This window comes from Rhizobium sp. F40D2, from assembly GCF_051810745.2.
GTDB lineage: Bacteria > Pseudomonadota > Alphaproteobacteria > Rhizobiales > Rhizobiaceae > Rhizobium.
This window is the reverse complement of record NZ_CM131436.1, coordinates 1248264-1263746: the sequence shown is the minus strand read 5'-3', so window position 1 is coordinate 1263746 and position 15483 is coordinate 1248264. Positions and strand designations below refer to the sequence as shown.

Below are 15483 nucleotides of genomic sequence, written 5' to 3'. Positions count from 1 at the left end.
AGAGCAAGCGCCGGTGACGGCGCAGCCAATTGCTGCGAGGCTAACCTGGCCTCAGCTGACCACCTGGTAGCAGACCTTCGCCGTGCCGGAGCTGACCATGCCGATGTTCTGTGCCGCTGCGCGCGACAGGTCAAGTACCCGGCCGCGGATGAAAGGACCACGGTCGTTGATGCGAACGACGACGGTGCGGCCATTGTTGCGGTTGGTGACCTTGACCTTGGTGCCGAAGGCAAGCGAACGATGCGCGGCAGTCAAGACGGCGGGATTCATACGTTCCCCGGAAGCAGTTTTGGAGTGGAGTGCGTACCATGAAGCACCGCCGCAGCCATTTCCAGCAAAACTCTGCGCCGGAAGCAGGCAAGAGCAGGCTGCAATAGTTCCGGCAGCGATAATAGAACGACGTATTTTCTTCAAAACAGAGTATCCCTCAACTATTGAACTCAACGCCCTTGCAGGCGGCGGGGCTTAAATCTGTGAAAAAGTGGCGAAAAAGTGCCGGGCGCGATCACGGAGTATTGCAGTCTGTAATATTTGTGATGTCATTGATAAAATATGAGAATTGGCGCCAGAAGGCGAAATGTGGAAAAAACGCAATGAAATCAGCTAGAATTCAAACGAATTTTCCGAGGAATTATTAAACCCCAAGGCCGTCACGAAAATCACGAAATTTTTTTGCTGCCTACGCCATATTTGCTGCCACATTTCAGCAAATTCAAAGGCCGTTAACTATATTCGCGGCGAAAATTGCTCGGCTAAATTAGGAAAGTAGGAATTTCCTACTCTTTCGGGTGGGTCAAAACGGGCTCGTCTTAACCGCGCCAGCGCTCGTCCCGCCACAATTGCGCAAGCGACATCGGATAGGTCGGAAAGGCGAATTGGAAACCGGCGGCCTTCAGTTTCGCATTCGAAACCCGCTTGTTCTCGCCGTAGAAGGAGCGCGCCATCGGCGTCAGCTCGGCGGTTTCGAAAGGCTGCTCCGGCGGCGGTTCGACGCCCATCAGCCGTGCCGTCTCGACGATCACATCCTGCGGCGGGCAGGGCTGGTCGTCGGTGACATTATAGATGCCGCCGAGGCCATGCTCCGACAGGAAGCGGGTCGCAGCACCGATATCCTCGACGCGGATACGGTTGAACACCTGGTCCTTCTTGATCAGCCGCCGCGCCGTGCCCTTGTCCAAATTGCAAAAGGCATTGCGCCCCGGCCCGTAAATGCCGGAAAGGCGCAGCACCGCCGCCGGCACGCCGCACGCCTCACCCATTGCCAGCCAGCCCGATTCCGCTTCGAGCCGCTCCTTCGAGCGCCCGGATACGGGCACGCAGGGTGTTTCCTCGTCGATCCAGGCGCCCTTGTGATCGCCATAGACGCCGACGGTGGAGAGATAACCGATCCATTCGAGGCTGGACGGCAGGCTTGCGCGGTCTTCGGCCAGCAGCCGCAGCAACGGGTCGCCCTTGCCGGGCGCGATCGACTGCACGAGATGGGTGACGCTTCCGAGAGCCCGGCGCAAGTCGTCGTCCACAGTCTCGCCGTCGAAAAGAAAAGCTTCGATGCCGTTTTGCCGGAGCGCCGCGATCTTGTCGGCCGAGCGCGTGGTTCCGGAAATGCGCACGCCGTCGTTGGCGAAGGCCTTGGCGATCGCCGTGCCGGAAAAACCGCAGCCAAAAATCATCACATGCATCAGCCCACTCCCGCCAGCCGCCATTCGTTCAATACGTCGTCATCGCTCTCGCCAGCCCTTTGTGCGGCAAAGGCCGCAAAATCGCCAGCCGCCATCAGCCGCGAAAGCGCCCACACGGCCATCCCCCGCACCACCGGCGAGGCATCGTCGGCAAGCATGCGACATTGGCCGATAAGAGCCTTCTCGCCGGAATTGCCGGCAGCGATCAGAACATTGCGGATGAAGCGGTCGCGGCCGATCCGCTTCACCGGCGAGCCGCTGAAGAAGGCGCGGAAGGCGGCATCATCGAGCGTCAGCAGAAAGGCGATCGACGGCTCCTGCAGATCGTCCCTCGCCTTCAGCTTCATTTCGGAGGCAGCACTTGCGAACTTGTTCCAGGGACAGGCGGCAAGACAGTCGTCGCAGCCATAGATGCGATTGCCGATCAGCGGCCGCAGTTCGGGGTCGATCGGACCCTTATGCTCGATGGTAAGATAGGAGATGCAGCGCCGTGCATCGATCTGGTAGGGCGCCGGGAAGGCGGCCGTCGGACAGATGTCGAGGCAGGCGCGGCAGGAGCCGCAATGATCGGCCTCTTCGGCATCAACGGCAAGATCGGCGGTGGTGAACATGCTGCCGAGAAACAGCCAGGAGCCATGCGTGCGGCTGACGAGATTGGTGTGTTTGCCCTGCCAGCCGAGGCCGGCTGCCGCCGCCAGCGGCTTTTCCATGACAGGCGCGGTATCGACGAAGACTTTGACATCGGCGCCGGCGCGTGCCGCAAAACGCGTGGCGATCTCCTTCAGCCGGCCCTTAATGATGTCGTGATAATCGCGGTTGCGGGCGTAGACTGAGATCGCCGCCTTATCAGGCTTGGCGAGAATGCCGCGCGGATCTTCCTCCGGGGCGTAATTGAGGCCGAAGATGACGACGGACTGAACCTCGCTCCAGAGCGTGCGGGGATCGCCGCGCCGCTCACGCGTCTCCGCCATCCACTCCATCGTCCCATGGCGCCCGGCATCGATGAATTGGCCGAGGCGCTCCTTCGCTTCAGGGATCGCGTCGGGCCGCGTGATGCGGCAGAGATCGAAGCCCCTGGCGGCAGATTCCGCCCGGACGAAGTTGGTCAAATTGTCGCGGCGGCGGCGCTCTTTGTCATCATCGGCTTCGGGGATGAAGAGCCCTCGTCAGAAATCCAGATCGGCATAATGGGAAACCGGTGTCAGGCCGCGCACCCGCTCGGTCAGCATCGGCCGGAAGGAGGGGCGCGATTTCAGCCGCTGGTACCAGTCCTTGACGACGGGCGCATCCGCCCAGTCGATCTCGCCGAGATAATCGAGGATCGAAATCGAGGCCGCGGCGGCAAGATCGGCATAGCTCATCCGCTCGCCGGCCAGCCATTGGCGCGAGCCGGCAAGCCAGGTGAGATAGCGCATATGCTGGCGGATATTCGCGCGGGCCGTGCGCAAAATCTTCGAATCCGGCGCTCCGCCGCCCTGATCGGCGGTCATCTGCAACTTGTAGACACGCTCGCGGGCGAGCGGCTTGGTCACGTCGTTTTCCATCTTCTGCATGAACCACTCGCTCAGCCGGCGGATTTCCGCCCGCTGGAAAGGGTCCTCGGCAAGCAGCCGCCGGTCGCGCTTCAACACGCCGTGCGTCTCGTCCAGGTACTCGGAAATGACCGTGGCGCCGCAGAGCGCCCGCATGCTGTCGTCGACATAGACCGGCAGCGTGCCGGCCGGGTTGAGCGCCAGGAAATCCCGGCGCTTCTCCCATGTCTGCTCCTCGATCAGATCCGCCTGATAGCCGTATTCGGCCAGGATCAGCCGAACGAAGCGAGATGCGGATGACATGGGATGATGATAAAGCGTGGGCATCGATACTCGAGCTTCGTGATTGCTGTTACAGGACTGTGTGGCAGCTCAGTTATAGCGCCCTAGTCATGACTCATTGGTTGAAGCTATAGGAGCTTGGCCCCGCCAATACAAGCGAATCGGATTTCACACCCTCTGACGAGGGACAAAACACGCTTCTTGCGTATGAGGATGCGGCCGCGGCTGATCGGCTCAAGCGCGGCCGACCTTTAAACCGGAGACAATTAATGGACTACATCAATGCTGTGCTTCTCGGTGTCATCGAGGGGATCACCGAATTTCTGCCGATCTCGAGCACCGGTCACCTGATCATTGCGGAGCAATGGCTCGGCCACCGGTCGGACATGTTCAACATCGTCATCCAGGCCGGCGCCATCCTTGCCGTCACCATCATCTACTGGCGCCGCCTGCTGGATCTAGTGCTTGGCTGGCGGGAACCGGCGAACCGCGATTATGCCGCCAAGCTGATCGTCGCTTTTCTCATCACTGCCATCCTCGGGCTCGTCGTCAAGAAGCTCGGTTTCGAACTGCCGGAGACGGCGACCCCGATCGCCTGGGCGCTGATCATCGGCGGTATCTGGATGATCTTTGCCGAATGGGCCGCGGCGCGGAAGGCCCCCCATAAGGAGATCACCTGGCTCGTCGCCATCCTGGTCGGTATCGCCCAGATCGTTGCCGGCATCTTCCCGGGAACGTCGCGCTCTGGCGCCACCATTTTCGTCGCCATGCTGGCCGGCACCGGCAACCGCGCCGCAGCGACCGAATTCGCCTTTCTCGTCGGCATCCCCACCATGTATGCGGCGAGCGGCTATGAATTGCTGAAGACCTTCAAGGACGGCGGCGCGGCAAACGAAGACTGGACCGCACTCGGCATCGCCTTCGTCGTTTCCACGATCGTCGCTTTCATCGCGGTCAAATGGCTGCTCGCCTATATCAGAAGCAACCGGTTCACGCTGTTTGCCATCTACCGCATCATTCTCGGCGTCCTGCTGCTCGGCATGGCCGCAACCGGTCTGATCGGCTGAGACATTCCAACGGCTTTGCATTCGCGCAACCGGCGCGGATGCAAAGCTCTGCCGCGCTTGGCGAACAAGCACCGATCCCCGGCAGTCGCCGATTTTTCAGATAGGCAATATTGAGAGATTAAGCGCCCGCTGCTTTTAAAGCCGGCAAGACCAAGCGTTCATTTGGGAACGTCCCGCTTCAGACGTTCCGCCCGCTGTTTGTCTTCTATGGCCGGCGCCGAGGCCGGCTTTTCGTCAATGGCTGATCGAAGCCGTCGAGCAAGGATCGACGCCGTAGGCCGGCGAGCAGCCACCCTTTACTGCTGCGACCGAGCCGGACGCAACGAAGGAGCCTGCAAGGATAACCAGCGCCGCACACGCAAACAGAAGCGCGATTGACTTGCCCATCGAGTAATGCCTTTCACAGTGATTGCCGCACGCTGTCGCAGACGTTGAGTCTGTTCGGAAACGCGCGGGGTTTGGTAGTCAGTGGAATGGCAAATAGCAATAAACGTTCCTGCTAAATTTGGCGTTAATTCCACAAAATTTCTGATGCGTCTTTTATGCAACTGCGCCTGAGATGGGCGGCACAACAACATTTCAAACTTGCGCCAGCTTTGCTTAAGCCGGCAAAGCAAAACGCCGTCCGCGGCGTGCGCGAACGGCGTCCTCCAGAAGGTCGAAACTGTTCAGGCGGCTTTGCCGGTGCCCGTATACTGGCCGTGCGGACGATAATGCACGAGGTAGGAGCCGAGCACCGATGCGGCCATGGTGGGCGCAATGCCGAGGCCCTTCAGCGTGCGGCCTTCCGCCTCGGCTTCCCGGGAAACGATGTTGTCATGCTTCAGCATGCGCACCTGATCCGGTGTGATCGGCGGCGTTATGAAGGGGATGAGCGAGGCGATGCTGCCGATCTTCGACGCAATGCCGAAGGGCAGGGACACCAGCGGGTTCTTGCGGCTCGTCACCTTCAGCATCATCTCGAGACATTCGCGGAAGCTCAGCACCTCGGGCCCGCCAAGCTCATAGACCTTGCCACCGGCGACCTTGCCGTCGACGGCGCGGGCGACGGCCTCGGCGACATCCTCGACATAGACGGGCTGGAATTTGGTCTTGCCGCCGCCGATGAGCGGCAGGACCGGCGACATGCGGGCCATGTCGGCAAACTTGTTGAAGAAGCTGTCCTCCGGGCCGAAGACGATCGACGGGCGGAAGATCACCGCGTCGGGCTTGACGGAGAGGATGGCGGTTTCGGCGCGGCCCTTGGTGCGGGCATAGCCGGACTCGGAATTGGCATTGGCGCCGATCGCCGAAATATGGGCGAGCGTGGCGCCGGCGCCGCGCGCCGCTTCAGCGACCGCACGCGCGCCGAATTCCTGCACCGCATCAAAGGTGTTGCGGCCGGTTTCGTGTAGAATGCCGACGCAGTTGACGACGTGGTCCGCGCCATCGACGGCACGGTCGATCGAGCTGCGATAGCGCAGGTTCGCCTGGACGAAAGAGATCTGGCCGACATTGCCGAGCGGCTGCAGGAAACCGGCGAGATCGGGACGGCGCACGGCGACGCGGATGCGATAGCCGCGCTTGGCGAGGGCGCGTACCACGTGCCTGCCCACGAAGCCGGATCCTCCGAATGCGGTGACGAGCGGCGGCAGGTTGGCAAGGGTCATGGCAGGCTCCTCGAAAGGCTTGGCGGGATGCTGTATCGGCTCCGTCTTAGCCGAATCCCGGCGCCACGGGAAGGCCCATCGCGCCCTCAGTTTTTGCGGATGCGAGGCGGCCTACCGCATAGTGCTAGACGCCTTCGACGACGACCATTTCCGCATCTGCCACTTCCTGGCGGATTTTGGCGGCGATCTGGTATTCCTGCGAATTGTAGCAGTCGACGGCATGCTGCATCGAGGGGAATTCGATCACGACGTTGCGGGCGCGCGGCCTTCCTTCCAGTTCGGTGAAGGCGCCGCCGCGCGCGAGGAAATTCGCGCCGTATTTTTCGAAGGCGGGCTTGGCCGCCGCCACGTAATCCTTGTAGCGCTCGGCATCGCGAACGTCGACGCGGGCGATCCAGTATCCCTTGGCCATGATCTTCTCCCTTTTGTCTTGGTTGCTGTCAGCGGTTTGCCGGCCAGAGGGCGCCGACCATTTCGTTGAGCACCGCGCGGGCGGCATCTCTCGGATCGGGCGCTTTGACGATCGGCCGGGCAACGACGAGATGCGTCGCCCCCGCCTTCAGCGCGTCGAACGGCGTCATCACCCGCTTCTGGTCGCCGTGGTCGCTGCCCGTCGGGCGAATGCCGGGAGTGACGATCGCCATGTCGGGTCCGACGATCTCGCGCACCTCGGCCGCCTCAGCCGCCGAGCAGACGATACCGCCCATGCCGGCGGCGCGCGCCTGTCCGGCCCGGCGCAGCACCAAGCTGTGCGGATCCTGGCTGTAGCCGGCGTCTGCAAGGTCCTCGGCATCCATCGAGGTCAGCACGGTGACGCCGAGCAGGCAGAGGCCGGAGCCGGCCGCAGCCTCGACCGCCGCCTTCATCGCTTTGGGATAGGCATGCAGCGTCAGCATCGACATGCCCATCTTGGCGATGTTCTCGACGCCCGAGGCAACGGTGTTGTCGATGTCGAGCAGCTTCATGTCGAGAAAGATCTTCTTGCCGCTTGCAGCGAGATCGCGGGCGAATTCGAGGCCGCCGGCAAAGACCAGCTGATAGCCGATCTTATAGAAGAGAATGTCGTCGCCGAGCGTGGAAACCAGTTTTTCCGCCTCGCCGATTGTTGGAACATCCAGGCCGACGATCAGCCGCTCGCGTGCGTCCATTTCAAGTCACCCCCGCCAGTCTTCGATGGGTGTCCAGTCGCATGTCAGGGCCAGATCCGCAAGGCCGAAAGCATAGAGATTGCCGCCGCCGGCCGGCTGGTCGCGGTCGCGGCCGATCGGCCTGCCGGCCAGATGGCATTTGAGCAGCGTGCCGACGCCGCCATGGCCGACGAAGGCAATCGGCGCTGTCGCATCATGTGTGGCAAGCACCGTCTGCACCGCCTCGACGATACGGGTTTGCGCGTTGACGGCGCGCTCCCAGCCTTTGAAGCTTTCTTCCGGATGGGCGAAGAACCAGTTGGCCGCTTCCTCGAATTGCGGCGGCGGCAGGAAGCCGGTGGTCGAACGGTCGTTTTCATGCATGCCGTGGACGATCTCGATCTTCGTGCTGGAGGCTTCCGCCAGAATTTCGGCCGTTTCGATCGCCTTTGTCTCGTCGCTGGAGATGATGCGCCGCAATTGCCTGGCCCAGCCGCTCTCGGCCGCTTTGTGCGCACGCGCAGCGCCGACATCGGAAAGCCCCCATTTCGGCACGGGCACGTTGGCATCGACCTTGACTTGCGGATGGGTGATGTAGAGTCCGAACATCAGCCGCGCCGGTAGATCCAGAGCTGCGCCGGCGGAATGTTGCGCATGACGAAGTCGAAATGCTGGATGTGGTAGCGGTCGGGATTTGCGGCGATCGGCGAGATCGCGCCGTAGGAGATCTGCACCACCGGCCGGCCGGCCGGCAGACGGTCGAGCAGGCTTTCGAGCAGCGACACGCGCATCGCCATCGGGAAGTTCAGCAGCGGAATGCAGGAGATGACGCAATCGAACGTCTGGTCGCCGAAGGTGCCAAGCGTGGTCTTGAGATCGAAGGCATCGCCGTTGATAAAGTGCACACCGGGATAGGCGCGCAGCAGATGCTGGTGGAAATCCGTCGAATATTCGATCGCGACCAGATTGTCCGGCTTCACGCCACGGCCGAGGATGGCCTTGGTAATCGCGCCGGTGCCCGGCCCGAGCTCGAGCACCGGTAGCCCGGAATGCATGTCGATGACGCTTGCCATGCGTTTGGCGGTGATCGAGGAGGTCGGCACGATCGAGCCGACCGTCTTCGGCCCCTGCATCATGCCCCGGAAGAAACGGATTTCCTCATCGAATCTCTTCCCGAGCTGTTCCTTGACCTTGACCCTTAAGCGCATTCTCCACCCATCCGCATGTTGATCGACTGTCTTAATATGCCGCTTGTCGCTGCCGGGACAAGGATTTTCGCAACAAGGATAGCGACATCAACAGCTCAAGCGGCTTTCGGCGCGAAACGCGGCATGAGATCAGCAAGCCTTTGGCAAAGATGAACGGCGTCAACAGGCGCGCGCAGCTTCTTGTCGGTATTGTCGAAATAGAGATAGACGTCGCGGCCCTTGTTGGACGCTGCGAGCGGCGCCAGTACCCGTGTCGCATTTTTCGGTTCCCCGCCGGTTGCCCAGGCGCGGATGCGTTCGGCCCATAGGTCGAGTGCTTCGTCCTCATAGCCGCTGACATAGAGTTGTTCGGAACCATGCAGGCGGCAATAGATGAAATCGGCGGTGATATCCATCAGCAATGGCCATTCCACTGTGTCGGCTGAGACGAGAGCGACATTATGTCGCCTGAGCATTTCGATAAAGGCGGGAGAGCGGAAGCTGTCGTGGCGGATTTCCAGCGCGTGGCGGATCGGCTGATCGCCGTCGCTTCGAAGCCAGGCCCGTCCCTTGACATGCCCGTCATGCCGCTTGGCGAGTGCTGTCGCCGCATCGCGGTCCTGCGGCAGCAGCGCCAGGAAACTCTCGAAAAGATCGGCATCGAAAGCCATGTTCGGCGGGAATTGCCAGAGGATCGGCCCAAGCTTGGGGCCAAGCCGCAGCAGGCCGGAGGCGAAGAAATTGGCGAGCGCCGTCTCGATCTCGCGCAGCCGCAGCATATGGGTGATGAAACGCGGTCCCTTGACCGCAAAGACGAAATCGTCGGGCGTTTCGTCGCGCCAGCGGCCGAAGCTTTCGGAACGCTGCAGACTGTAGAAGGTGCCGTTGATCTCGATCGACGGAAAGTGCCGGGCGGCGTAGGAAAGCTCCTGCTTCTGCGGCAGGCCCTTCGGGTAGAACTGGCCGCGCCAGGGCGCATAGGTCCAGCCGGATACGCCGATGCGCACCGTTCCCGCCTTTTTCATCATCGGATCCTCCGTTTTCACAGGAGGAGCAATCCCCCGCTTGACAGGAGGAAAAACGGAGACGGACGGCCTTCGTTCCCGTCAGACGCGCATCGGCATCAGCACGTAAAGTGCATCGTCGCCGGCCGTGTCGCGGATCAGCGTCGGCGAGCCGGCATCGGCAAGCAGGAAGATCGCTTCCTCGCCGGAAAGCTGCGCGGTGATGTCGAGCAGGTATTTGGCATTGAAGCCGATTTCCATCGCATCCGTGTCGTAGCCGACGGCGACTTCTTCCGTGGCGCTGCCGGAATCCGGGTTGTTGACGGTCAGCGTCAGCTGCCCCTCGGACAGCGCCAGCTTCACGGCGCGGCCGCGTTCGGAGGAAATGGTCGAGACACGATCGACGGCCTGGGCGAAGGTCGTGCAGTCGACGCGCATTTCCTTGTCGTTGCCGGTCGGGATGACCCGCTGGTAATCCGGGAAGGTGCCGTCGATCAGTTTCGAGGTCATGACGATCGAGCCGATCGTCAGGCGGATCTTGGCGTCCGAGACCTCGACGGTCACCGTCACCTCCGGATTGTCGACCAGCTTCTGCAACTCGCCGACCGTCTTGCGCGGAATGATGATGCCGGGCATGCCTTCGGAGCCGGAGGGCGCATCGACATCGGCGCGCGCCAGCCGGTGGCCGTCGGTGGCGACCGCCCTCAGCTTCAGCTCGCCCTTGCTCTCGATCGTGTGGAAGAAGATGCCGTTGAGGTAATAGCGCGTCTCCTCGGTCGAGATCGCGAACTGCGTGCGGTCGATCAGCATCTTCAGATCGGTCGCCTTCAGCTTGAAGGAATGCGTGAAGGTGCCGGCGGTCAGATCGGGAAAGTCGGATTCAGGCAGGCACTGCAGCGAGAATTTCGAGCGGCCGGACTGCACGGTCATCGAGCCGCCATCGCTGCTGGTGGCCAGCAGCACTTCCGAGCCGTCGGGAAGCTTGCGCACGATATCGTAGAGAAGATGGGCCGGAACGGTGGTGGCGCCGGCCTGCTCGACGCTTGCCGGCGTCGCCTCGGTGATTTCGAGGTCGAGGTCGGTCGCCTTCATGTCGAGGTTCTGGCCGTCGGCCTTGAGCAATACGTTGGACAGGATCGGGATCGTGTTGCGACGTTCGACCACGCGGTGCACGTGGTTCAGCGATTTCAACAGGTTTGACCGCTCAATAGTAATACGCATGGAATGCTACCGCTTTCGACCGTGACTGTCCGGGCGCATCGAGCACCCGAAGAATGCTTTCCCGGCCTGAGACCGGGGGAGTGGACGGGCAAAATGGCAGACTTCAGCATCGGATTGCAAGAGGGATGCGGGACTGAACGCCTGCATTTGCGGTTTTCCAGAGCAATTCTCACAGAAATCCGAACCCTTGCCGAACCCTTGCCGCTCGCCCATAAAGGCGCGATGACGGCGGGACGAAAGCAAATGGCATGAATGAGGAAACGACAGAGCAGGCCGCCACCCGGCGAAGCTTCCGCCTGCACAATATGGCGGTGCCGGCGCGGCCGCTGGAGCCGGCGCTTTATCTGGTTGCCACCCCGATTGGCAATCTCGGCGATATCACGCTGCGGGCGCTCGAAACCCTGGCCGGCGCCGACGTGCTCGCCTGCGAGGATACGCGCGTCACCCGCGTGCTGCTCGACCGCTACGGCATCCAGAACCGCCCCTTCGCCTATCACGAATACAATGCCGACGAGGCCGGCCCACGATTGTTGCAGGCGCTGGAGGCCGGCCGCTCGGTGGCGCTGGTCTCCGATGCCGGCACGCCGCTGGTCTCCGATCCAGGCTATCGGCTGGCACAGCAGGCGATTACGGCAGGTTACCGCGTCATTCCCATTCCCGGCGCCTCGGCGCCGCTTGCAGCCCTTGTCGGCTCCGGCCTGCCGAACGACGCCTTCCTCTTCGCCGGCTTCCTGCCGGTCAAGGACAAGGCCCGCCGCGATCGTCTGGGTGAACTCGCCGCAGTTCCGGCGACGCTGATCTTCTTTGAATCGCCGCATCGCATCGGCGCAACGCTTGTTGCCGCCGCCGATGTGCTGGGCAGCGCACGGCCCGCCTCCGTCTGCCGCGAATTGACCAAGACCTATGAGGAGTTCCGCCGCGGAACGCTTGGCGAGCTTGCCGCACATTATCAGCAAGTGGAAAACGTCAAGGGCGAGATCGTCCTCGTCGTCGGCCCGCCGGAACCTGTGGAAACGCCTGAGGCCGATGTCGAAGCCGTGCTGGCCGATCTCTCAAAGACCATGCCGACGGCCAAGGCCGCGACCGAGGCGGCCCGCCTCACCGGCCTGCCGCGCAAGGTGCTCTACCAGCGCCTGCTGGAGCTCAAGGGCGCCGATGGCCGATAACGACCGCACTGCCCTCAGAAGGAAGGCGCTGCGCCGGGGGCTGATGTCGGAATATGTCGCCGCCGTCTTTCTGATGCTGAAGGGGTACCGCATCCTGGCGCTGCGCCACCGCACCCGGCTCGGCGAGATCGACATTATTGCCCGCAAGGGCGATCTCGCCGTCTTCGTCGAGGTCAAGGCCCGTCATGGCGAGGCGGCGGCCGTCGATGCCGTCTCCGTCATTGCTCAAAAACGCATACGGGCGGCAAGCGATCTCTGGCTCGCCCGCCAGGCGGACCAGGCCCGGCTTTCCCAGCGCTACGATATCGTCGCGGTCATGCCGGGCCGGCTGCCGCGGCATTTTCCCGATGCCTTCTGACCTCTTTCGGCCATCGGCCCCCGATCGTTAAACTTTTAGTCCCCGCGTGAACCAGCTTCTTACGACTGTCTGCTACCCAAATCTCGGTAGGGATAGTAATTGGGGGTTGTTTCATGGCCTGGAAGCTGATGCTTGCAAGTGCGGTCGCCATGGCTGCGCGCTCGGTGCCTTATGCCGTCGTGAAGCCGGCCGGGAAATCCTTCGTTGCACATGCGAGCGATCTCTTGCCGCTGAAGTCGACGCCGATCAATCCGGACTGGATCGTCAGCGGCAATCCGCAGGCCCGCACCGCCGAACATTCGCGCGGTCACGACGAGGCCTCGCTGACGGCGATCTGGGATTGCACGGCCGGTGAATTCCGCTGGTATTTCGGCTGGGACGAGACCGTGATGATCCTCGAAGGTGAGGTCCATATCACCGCCGAGGACGGCACCGAACGCACGCTCTGCGCCGGCGACGTCGCCTTTTTCGCCGGCGGAACCTGGGCGAGCTGGCGGGTCGACACCTATGTCCGCAAGGTTGCCTTCCTGCGCAAGCCCTTCCCCAAGCCGCTCGCGATCGCCTATCGCCTCCGCAACATGCTGCGCAACAGCGGCAATCAGGGCATCGCCGCCTGAAAACCCGCTACGGGTGATGCATTAAAGCGCATCGCATCGAATTTGATTCATGCGACGCGCTTTAGCGTGTTGTTTTGATGCATGTCGTTATCCCGGAACCGCGGCACGCTTTCGGGCGACATGCTTTAATCCGGTTGAGGCGGGGCGGTCGTTTCCCCCTCTAAAATCTCGCAGGCAAACAGGATCGGATCGTCGAGTTCGGGCGCGGTCTGCTTGTTCAACAGAACGGCGACCGCGGCGGCGGCGACGTCCTGGATCGGCTGCTTCACCGTCGTCAGGCGCGGCGTGGTCATGCTGGCGAGCGGGATGCCATCGAAGCCGACGATGGAAAGGGCCGCAGGGATCGGAATTCCCAGATCGTGCGCTGCCCGCATGCAGCCGATCGCCTGCTGGTCCGAGCTGGCAAAGATCGCCGTCGGCCGCTCGTTGCGCGCCCGGGCCAGAAGATAATTTCCCGCCGAACGGCCGCTCTCATAGTCGAAAGCCGCCTCGGCAATCAGCGGCGGTCCGGCCATTGTCGTGCCGCCGTCCGCCTGCTCCATGGCGTCGAGATAACCCCTGAGGCGATCATTGGCGGGGACGGAATGTCCCGGCCCCGAGATGAAGCCGATGCGGCGATGGCCGAGTTTCAGAAGATGCTCGACGCCCAAGCGGACGCCATTGCGGTGATCGGCGGCAATGCCGGAATATCCGGGCATCAGACGGTCGACGACGACGATCGGCAATCCTTTCGGCAGCTTGAGCGTATGGAAATCATTGCTGGGAACCAGAATGATGCCGTCGACCTTCCGGCTCGTCAGCTGCTTGATCCGATCGGCTTCCTTGGCCGCATGATCGAGCGAGGTCATGACGATGATATTATAGCCGTGATTGGCCGCCGCCTGCTCCGCCGATTGCACAAGTTCGGAGAAGAATGGATTGGTCAGATCCGGAATGACGATGCCGATCAGGCGGCTGACCTTGCCGCGCATGCTTCTTGCCGACGGATCTGGCAGGTAACCCAGGTCCTTGATGATTCCTTCGACGCGCGCCCGCACGTCCTTGGTCACCGAGGGATGGTCGTTCAAGACTCGCGAAACGGTGCCGGTGGAAACACCCGCGAGCTTGGCAACGTCCCTGATTCCGACCTTTGACATGATTGAAATAGATGCCCTTCATCTTCGCCTGCGCAAGACGCGCGAGGGCGCCCGATCCTGGCTTCCAGCTAATGGTCTTCAGGTCCCTAGTCAAAGGGCCGTGTCTCGATCCCGGCGGTTGAACATGAGAGCCGCCTGTTCAACAGCATGGAAACGGTTCATCTCGAACATGTCAATATGCATCGGACGTGGCGATACAGCTTGCTGTCTCGCGCAATTCCGGCCGCTTGACAATTTTTGGAGGCATGTTACCCATTTGGCGTTGGAAACGGTTCATTTGCCGCGGGCAACTCAGATGGAGCTGAGCCCTGGGCCGTTCGGGAGGAAAAAATGTCCAATTTTACGCGTGAATCCGTCATGATCAGTGCACCGCGCCGTGCGGCGTTGAAGCTCGGCCTTGCCGGCACCTTGGTGCTTGCGCTGTCCTGCAGCGTGTCATCAGCCTTTGCGGCTGAGAAGCCGAAGGTCGGCCTGATCATGAAATCCTTGTCGAATGAGTTCTTCAAGCAGATGAAGGCCGGCGCCGACAAATATGCGGCCGAGAACAAGGACAAGTTCGATTTCAAGGCTGTCGGCATGAAGGACGAGCGTGATTTCGCCTCGCAAGTCGATGCCGTCGAAAACTTCGTCACTCAGAAATATGATATCATCGTCGTGGCGCCCGCCGACTCAAAGGCGATGGCGACGCCGCTGGCAAAAGCGGTCAAGGCTGGCGTCAAGGTCATCAATATCGACGTGCCGCTCGATGCCGATGCCAAGAAGAAGGCCGGTATCGATCTGGCTTTCTTCGGGCCTGACAACAAGGAAGGGGCAAAGCTTGCCGGCGATGCGCTTGCCAAGGATCTGGGTCCCGGCGCCAAGGTCGTCATCCTCGAGGGCAACCCCGAGGCCGACAATGCCAAGGAGCGCAAGGAAGGCTTCATGGACTCGGTCAAGACGGGCAAGCTCGAGCTTCTCGACAGCAAGACCGCCCATTGGGAGACCGAGGAAGCCAACACCGTCATGACCAATTTCCTGACGAAGTATAAGGATATCCAGGGCGTTATGGCCGCCAACGACTCCATGGCCCTCGGCGTCGTCAAGGCCCTCGATGCGGCCGGACAGGCCGGCAAGATCAAGGTTGTCGGCTTCGACAACATCCCGCCGGTTCAGCCGCTGATCAAGGATGGCAAGATGCTCGCCACCGTCGAGCAGTATGGCGCGCAGATGGCGGTCATGGGCATCGACTATGGCATGCGGGAACTTGCCGGCGAAAAATTCACCGGCTGGGTCAAGACCGACGTCAAGCTCGTCACCTCTGCCGACCTGAAATAATCGGGATCGCTGGCTGCAAAGCCAATGGAAGCGCCGGCTGCGGCCGGCGCCAACGGCTATCATCCGATTGACGCGTCGATCGCTCCGGAGGAGGCTCGCTTTCGAGCCTCTCCGATGCGCCTTTCGCGGAGGATCGCCTAGAGC

Annotated in this window: 18 protein-coding genes; 5 read left to right on the top strand and 13 right to left on the bottom strand. The window is 61.8% G+C overall.

The genetic code is table 11. The features are described 5' to 3' along the window. Window positions 1–51 precede the first annotated feature (51 nt). From ACS4RS_RS06120 to ACS4RS_RS06105, 4 genes are all read right to left on the bottom strand, one after another. Window positions 52–414 carry a septal ring lytic transglycosylase RlpA family protein gene (locus ACS4RS_RS06120; RefSeq protein WP_439011880.1) on the bottom strand — a complete coding sequence of 121 codons (363 nt, stop codon included), beginning with the start codon at window positions 412–414 and terminating at the stop codon, window positions 52–54. Between the two features lie 395 nt (window positions 415–809). Then, window positions 810–1679, bottom strand: a complete 870-nt coding sequence (locus ACS4RS_RS06115) for an NAD-dependent epimerase/dehydratase family protein (RefSeq protein WP_439011706.1) — start codon at window positions 1677–1679, stop codon at window positions 810–812. Further along, window positions 1679–2833 (bottom strand): tRNA epoxyqueuosine(34) reductase QueG, encoded by a 1155-nt coding sequence (gene queG, locus ACS4RS_RS06110; RefSeq protein WP_449313994.1) that lies wholly within the window; start codon window positions 2831–2833, stop codon window positions 1679–1681. Before queG ends, ACS4RS_RS06115 begins: the two co-directional genes overlap by 1 nt. Before the next feature lie 12 nt (window positions 2834–2845). Then, a complete protein-coding gene (locus ACS4RS_RS06105) occupies window positions 2846–3538 on the bottom strand; it encodes a glutathione S-transferase family protein (protein ID WP_049730772.1) in 693 nt (230 codons plus the stop codon). Window positions 3539–3762: 224 nt separating this feature from the next. Between ACS4RS_RS06105 and ACS4RS_RS06100 the strand changes: the two genes are divergently transcribed. Next, on the top strand, window positions 3763–4560 hold the full coding sequence (locus ACS4RS_RS06100; protein ID WP_003583708.1) for an undecaprenyl-diphosphate phosphatase: 798 nt from the start codon (window positions 3763–3765) through the stop codon (window positions 4558–4560). Window positions 4561–4794: 234 nt separating this feature from the next. Here the strand turns inward: ACS4RS_RS06100 and ACS4RS_RS06095 are convergent, their stop codons facing one another. The 8 genes from ACS4RS_RS06095 to dnaN form a co-directional block, all read right to left on the bottom strand. Next, on the bottom strand, window positions 4795–4947 hold the full coding sequence (locus ACS4RS_RS06095) for a hypothetical protein (RefSeq protein WP_003570911.1): 153 nt from the start codon (window positions 4945–4947) through the stop codon (window positions 4795–4797). Window positions 4948–5228: 281 nt separating this feature from the next. Beyond that, the gene (locus ACS4RS_RS06090) at window positions 5229–6209 is read right to left on the bottom strand and encodes an NAD-dependent epimerase/dehydratase family protein (RefSeq protein ID WP_439011707.1); all 981 of its coding nucleotides are present in this window, start codon (window positions 6207–6209) and stop codon (window positions 5229–5231) included. A 124-nt stretch (window positions 6210–6333) separates the two neighbouring features. Beyond that, window positions 6334–6621: a DUF1330 domain-containing protein gene (locus tag ACS4RS_RS06085; RefSeq protein WP_439011708.1), complete on the bottom strand. Its 288-nt coding sequence runs from the start codon at window positions 6619–6621 to the stop codon at window positions 6334–6336. 28 nt (window positions 6622–6649) lie between these two features. Next, window positions 6650–7357, bottom strand: a complete 708-nt coding sequence (pyrF, locus tag ACS4RS_RS06080; RefSeq protein ID WP_012559687.1) for an orotidine-5'-phosphate decarboxylase — start codon at window positions 7355–7357, stop codon at window positions 6650–6652. Window positions 7358–7363: 6 nt separating this feature from the next. Next, window positions 7364–7945: a histidine phosphatase family protein gene (locus ACS4RS_RS06075; protein WP_439011709.1), complete on the bottom strand. Its 582-nt coding sequence runs from the start codon at window positions 7943–7945 to the stop codon at window positions 7364–7366. Further along, window positions 7945–8544: a phospholipid N-methyltransferase PmtA gene (gene pmtA, locus ACS4RS_RS06070; protein WP_003589079.1), complete on the bottom strand. Its 600-nt coding sequence runs from the start codon at window positions 8542–8544 to the stop codon at window positions 7945–7947. The genes ACS4RS_RS06075 and pmtA overlap by 1 nt, the downstream gene beginning before the upstream one ends. A 95-nt stretch (window positions 8545–8639) precedes the next feature. Continuing rightward, window positions 8640–9551, bottom strand: coding sequence for a DUF72 domain-containing protein (locus ACS4RS_RS06065; protein ID WP_439011710.1), 912 nt, complete (start codon window positions 9549–9551; stop codon window positions 8640–8642). A 78-nt stretch (window positions 9552–9629) separates the two neighbouring features. After that, entirely contained in the window at window positions 9630–10748 is a 1119-nt protein-coding gene (dnaN, locus tag ACS4RS_RS06060; protein WP_439011711.1) for a DNA polymerase III subunit beta, read from the bottom strand. 248 nt (window positions 10749–10996) lie between these two features. Here dnaN and rsmI point away from each other — a divergent pair, with 248 nt between their 5' ends. The 3 genes from rsmI to ACS4RS_RS06045 all read left to right on the top strand — a co-directional run bounded on the left by rsmI (window position 10997) and on the right by ACS4RS_RS06045 (window position 12889). Then, a complete protein-coding gene (gene rsmI, locus ACS4RS_RS06055; RefSeq protein ID WP_439011713.1) occupies window positions 10997–11914 on the top strand; it encodes a 16S rRNA (cytidine(1402)-2'-O)-methyltransferase in 918 nt (305 codons plus the stop codon). After that, window positions 11904–12272 carry a YraN family protein gene (locus ACS4RS_RS06050; protein WP_012559692.1) on the top strand — a complete coding sequence of 123 codons (369 nt, stop codon included), beginning with the start codon at window positions 11904–11906 and terminating at the stop codon, window positions 12270–12272. The genes rsmI and ACS4RS_RS06050 overlap by 11 nt, the downstream gene beginning before the upstream one ends. Before the next feature lie 113 nt (window positions 12273–12385). After that, the gene (locus tag ACS4RS_RS06045) at window positions 12386–12889 is read left to right on the top strand and encodes a cupin domain-containing protein (RefSeq protein WP_439011714.1); all 504 of its coding nucleotides are present in this window, start codon (window positions 12386–12388) and stop codon (window positions 12887–12889) included. Between the two features lie 125 nt (window positions 12890–13014). On the opposite strand, the gene ACS4RS_RS06040 is transcribed toward ACS4RS_RS06045, so the two are convergent. After that, a complete protein-coding gene (locus tag ACS4RS_RS06040) occupies window positions 13015–14025 on the bottom strand; it encodes a substrate-binding domain-containing protein (RefSeq protein WP_439011715.1) in 1011 nt (336 codons plus the stop codon). A 330-nt stretch (window positions 14026–14355) separates the two neighbouring features. On the opposite strand from ACS4RS_RS06040, the gene ACS4RS_RS06035 reads away from it, so the two are divergent. Next, a complete protein-coding gene (locus ACS4RS_RS06035) occupies window positions 14356–15339 on the top strand; it encodes a sugar ABC transporter substrate-binding protein (RefSeq protein ID WP_439011716.1) in 984 nt (327 codons plus the stop codon). Window positions 15340–15483: the final 144 nt, after the last annotated feature.

Coding starts and splice junctions, on each gene's coding strand:
- ACS4RS_RS06040 (WP_439011715.1), bottom strand. CDS start 14,025: ATGTCAAAGGTCGGAATCAGGGACGTTGCCAAGCTCGCGGGTGTTTCC.
- ACS4RS_RS06105 (WP_049730772.1), bottom strand. CDS start 3,538: ATGCCCACGCTTTATCATCATCCCATGTCATCCGCATCTCGCTTCGTT.
- ACS4RS_RS06075 (WP_439011709.1), bottom strand. CDS start 7,945: ATGTTCGGACTCTACATCACCCATCCGCAAGTCAAGGTCGATGCCAAC.
- dnaN (WP_439011711.1), bottom strand. CDS start 10,748: ATGCGTATTACTATTGAGCGGTCAAACCTGTTGAAATCGCTGAACCAC.
- ACS4RS_RS06090 (WP_439011707.1), bottom strand. CDS start 6,209: ATGACCCTTGCCAACCTGCCGCCGCTCGTCACCGCATTCGGAGGATCC.
- ACS4RS_RS06085 (WP_439011708.1), bottom strand. CDS start 6,621: ATGGCCAAGGGATACTGGATCGCCCGCGTCGACGTTCGCGATGCCGAG.
- ACS4RS_RS06045 (WP_439011714.1), top strand. CDS start 12,386: ATGGCCTGGAAGCTGATGCTTGCAAGTGCGGTCGCCATGGCTGCGCGC.
- ACS4RS_RS06100 (WP_003583708.1), top strand. CDS start 3,763: ATGGACTACATCAATGCTGTGCTTCTCGGTGTCATCGAGGGGATCACC.
- ACS4RS_RS06065 (WP_439011710.1), bottom strand. CDS start 9,551: ATGATGAAAAAGGCGGGAACGGTGCGCATCGGCGTATCCGGCTGGACC.
- ACS4RS_RS06095 (WP_003570911.1), bottom strand. CDS start 4,947: ATGGGCAAGTCAATCGCGCTTCTGTTTGCGTGTGCGGCGCTGGTTATC.
- rsmI (WP_439011713.1), top strand. CDS start 10,997: ATGAATGAGGAAACGACAGAGCAGGCCGCCACCCGGCGAAGCTTCCGC.
- ACS4RS_RS06050 (WP_012559692.1), top strand. CDS start 11,904: ATGGCCGATAACGACCGCACTGCCCTCAGAAGGAAGGCGCTGCGCCGG.
- ACS4RS_RS06115 (WP_439011706.1), bottom strand. CDS start 1,679: ATGCATGTGATGATTTTTGGCTGCGGTTTTTCCGGCACGGCGATCGCC.
- ACS4RS_RS06035 (WP_439011716.1), top strand. CDS start 14,356: ATGTCCAATTTTACGCGTGAATCCGTCATGATCAGTGCACCGCGCCGT.
- pyrF (WP_012559687.1), bottom strand. CDS start 7,357: ATGGACGCACGCGAGCGGCTGATCGTCGGCCTGGATGTTCCAACAATC.
- pmtA (WP_003589079.1), bottom strand. CDS start 8,544: ATGCGCTTAAGGGTCAAGGTCAAGGAACAGCTCGGGAAGAGATTCGAT.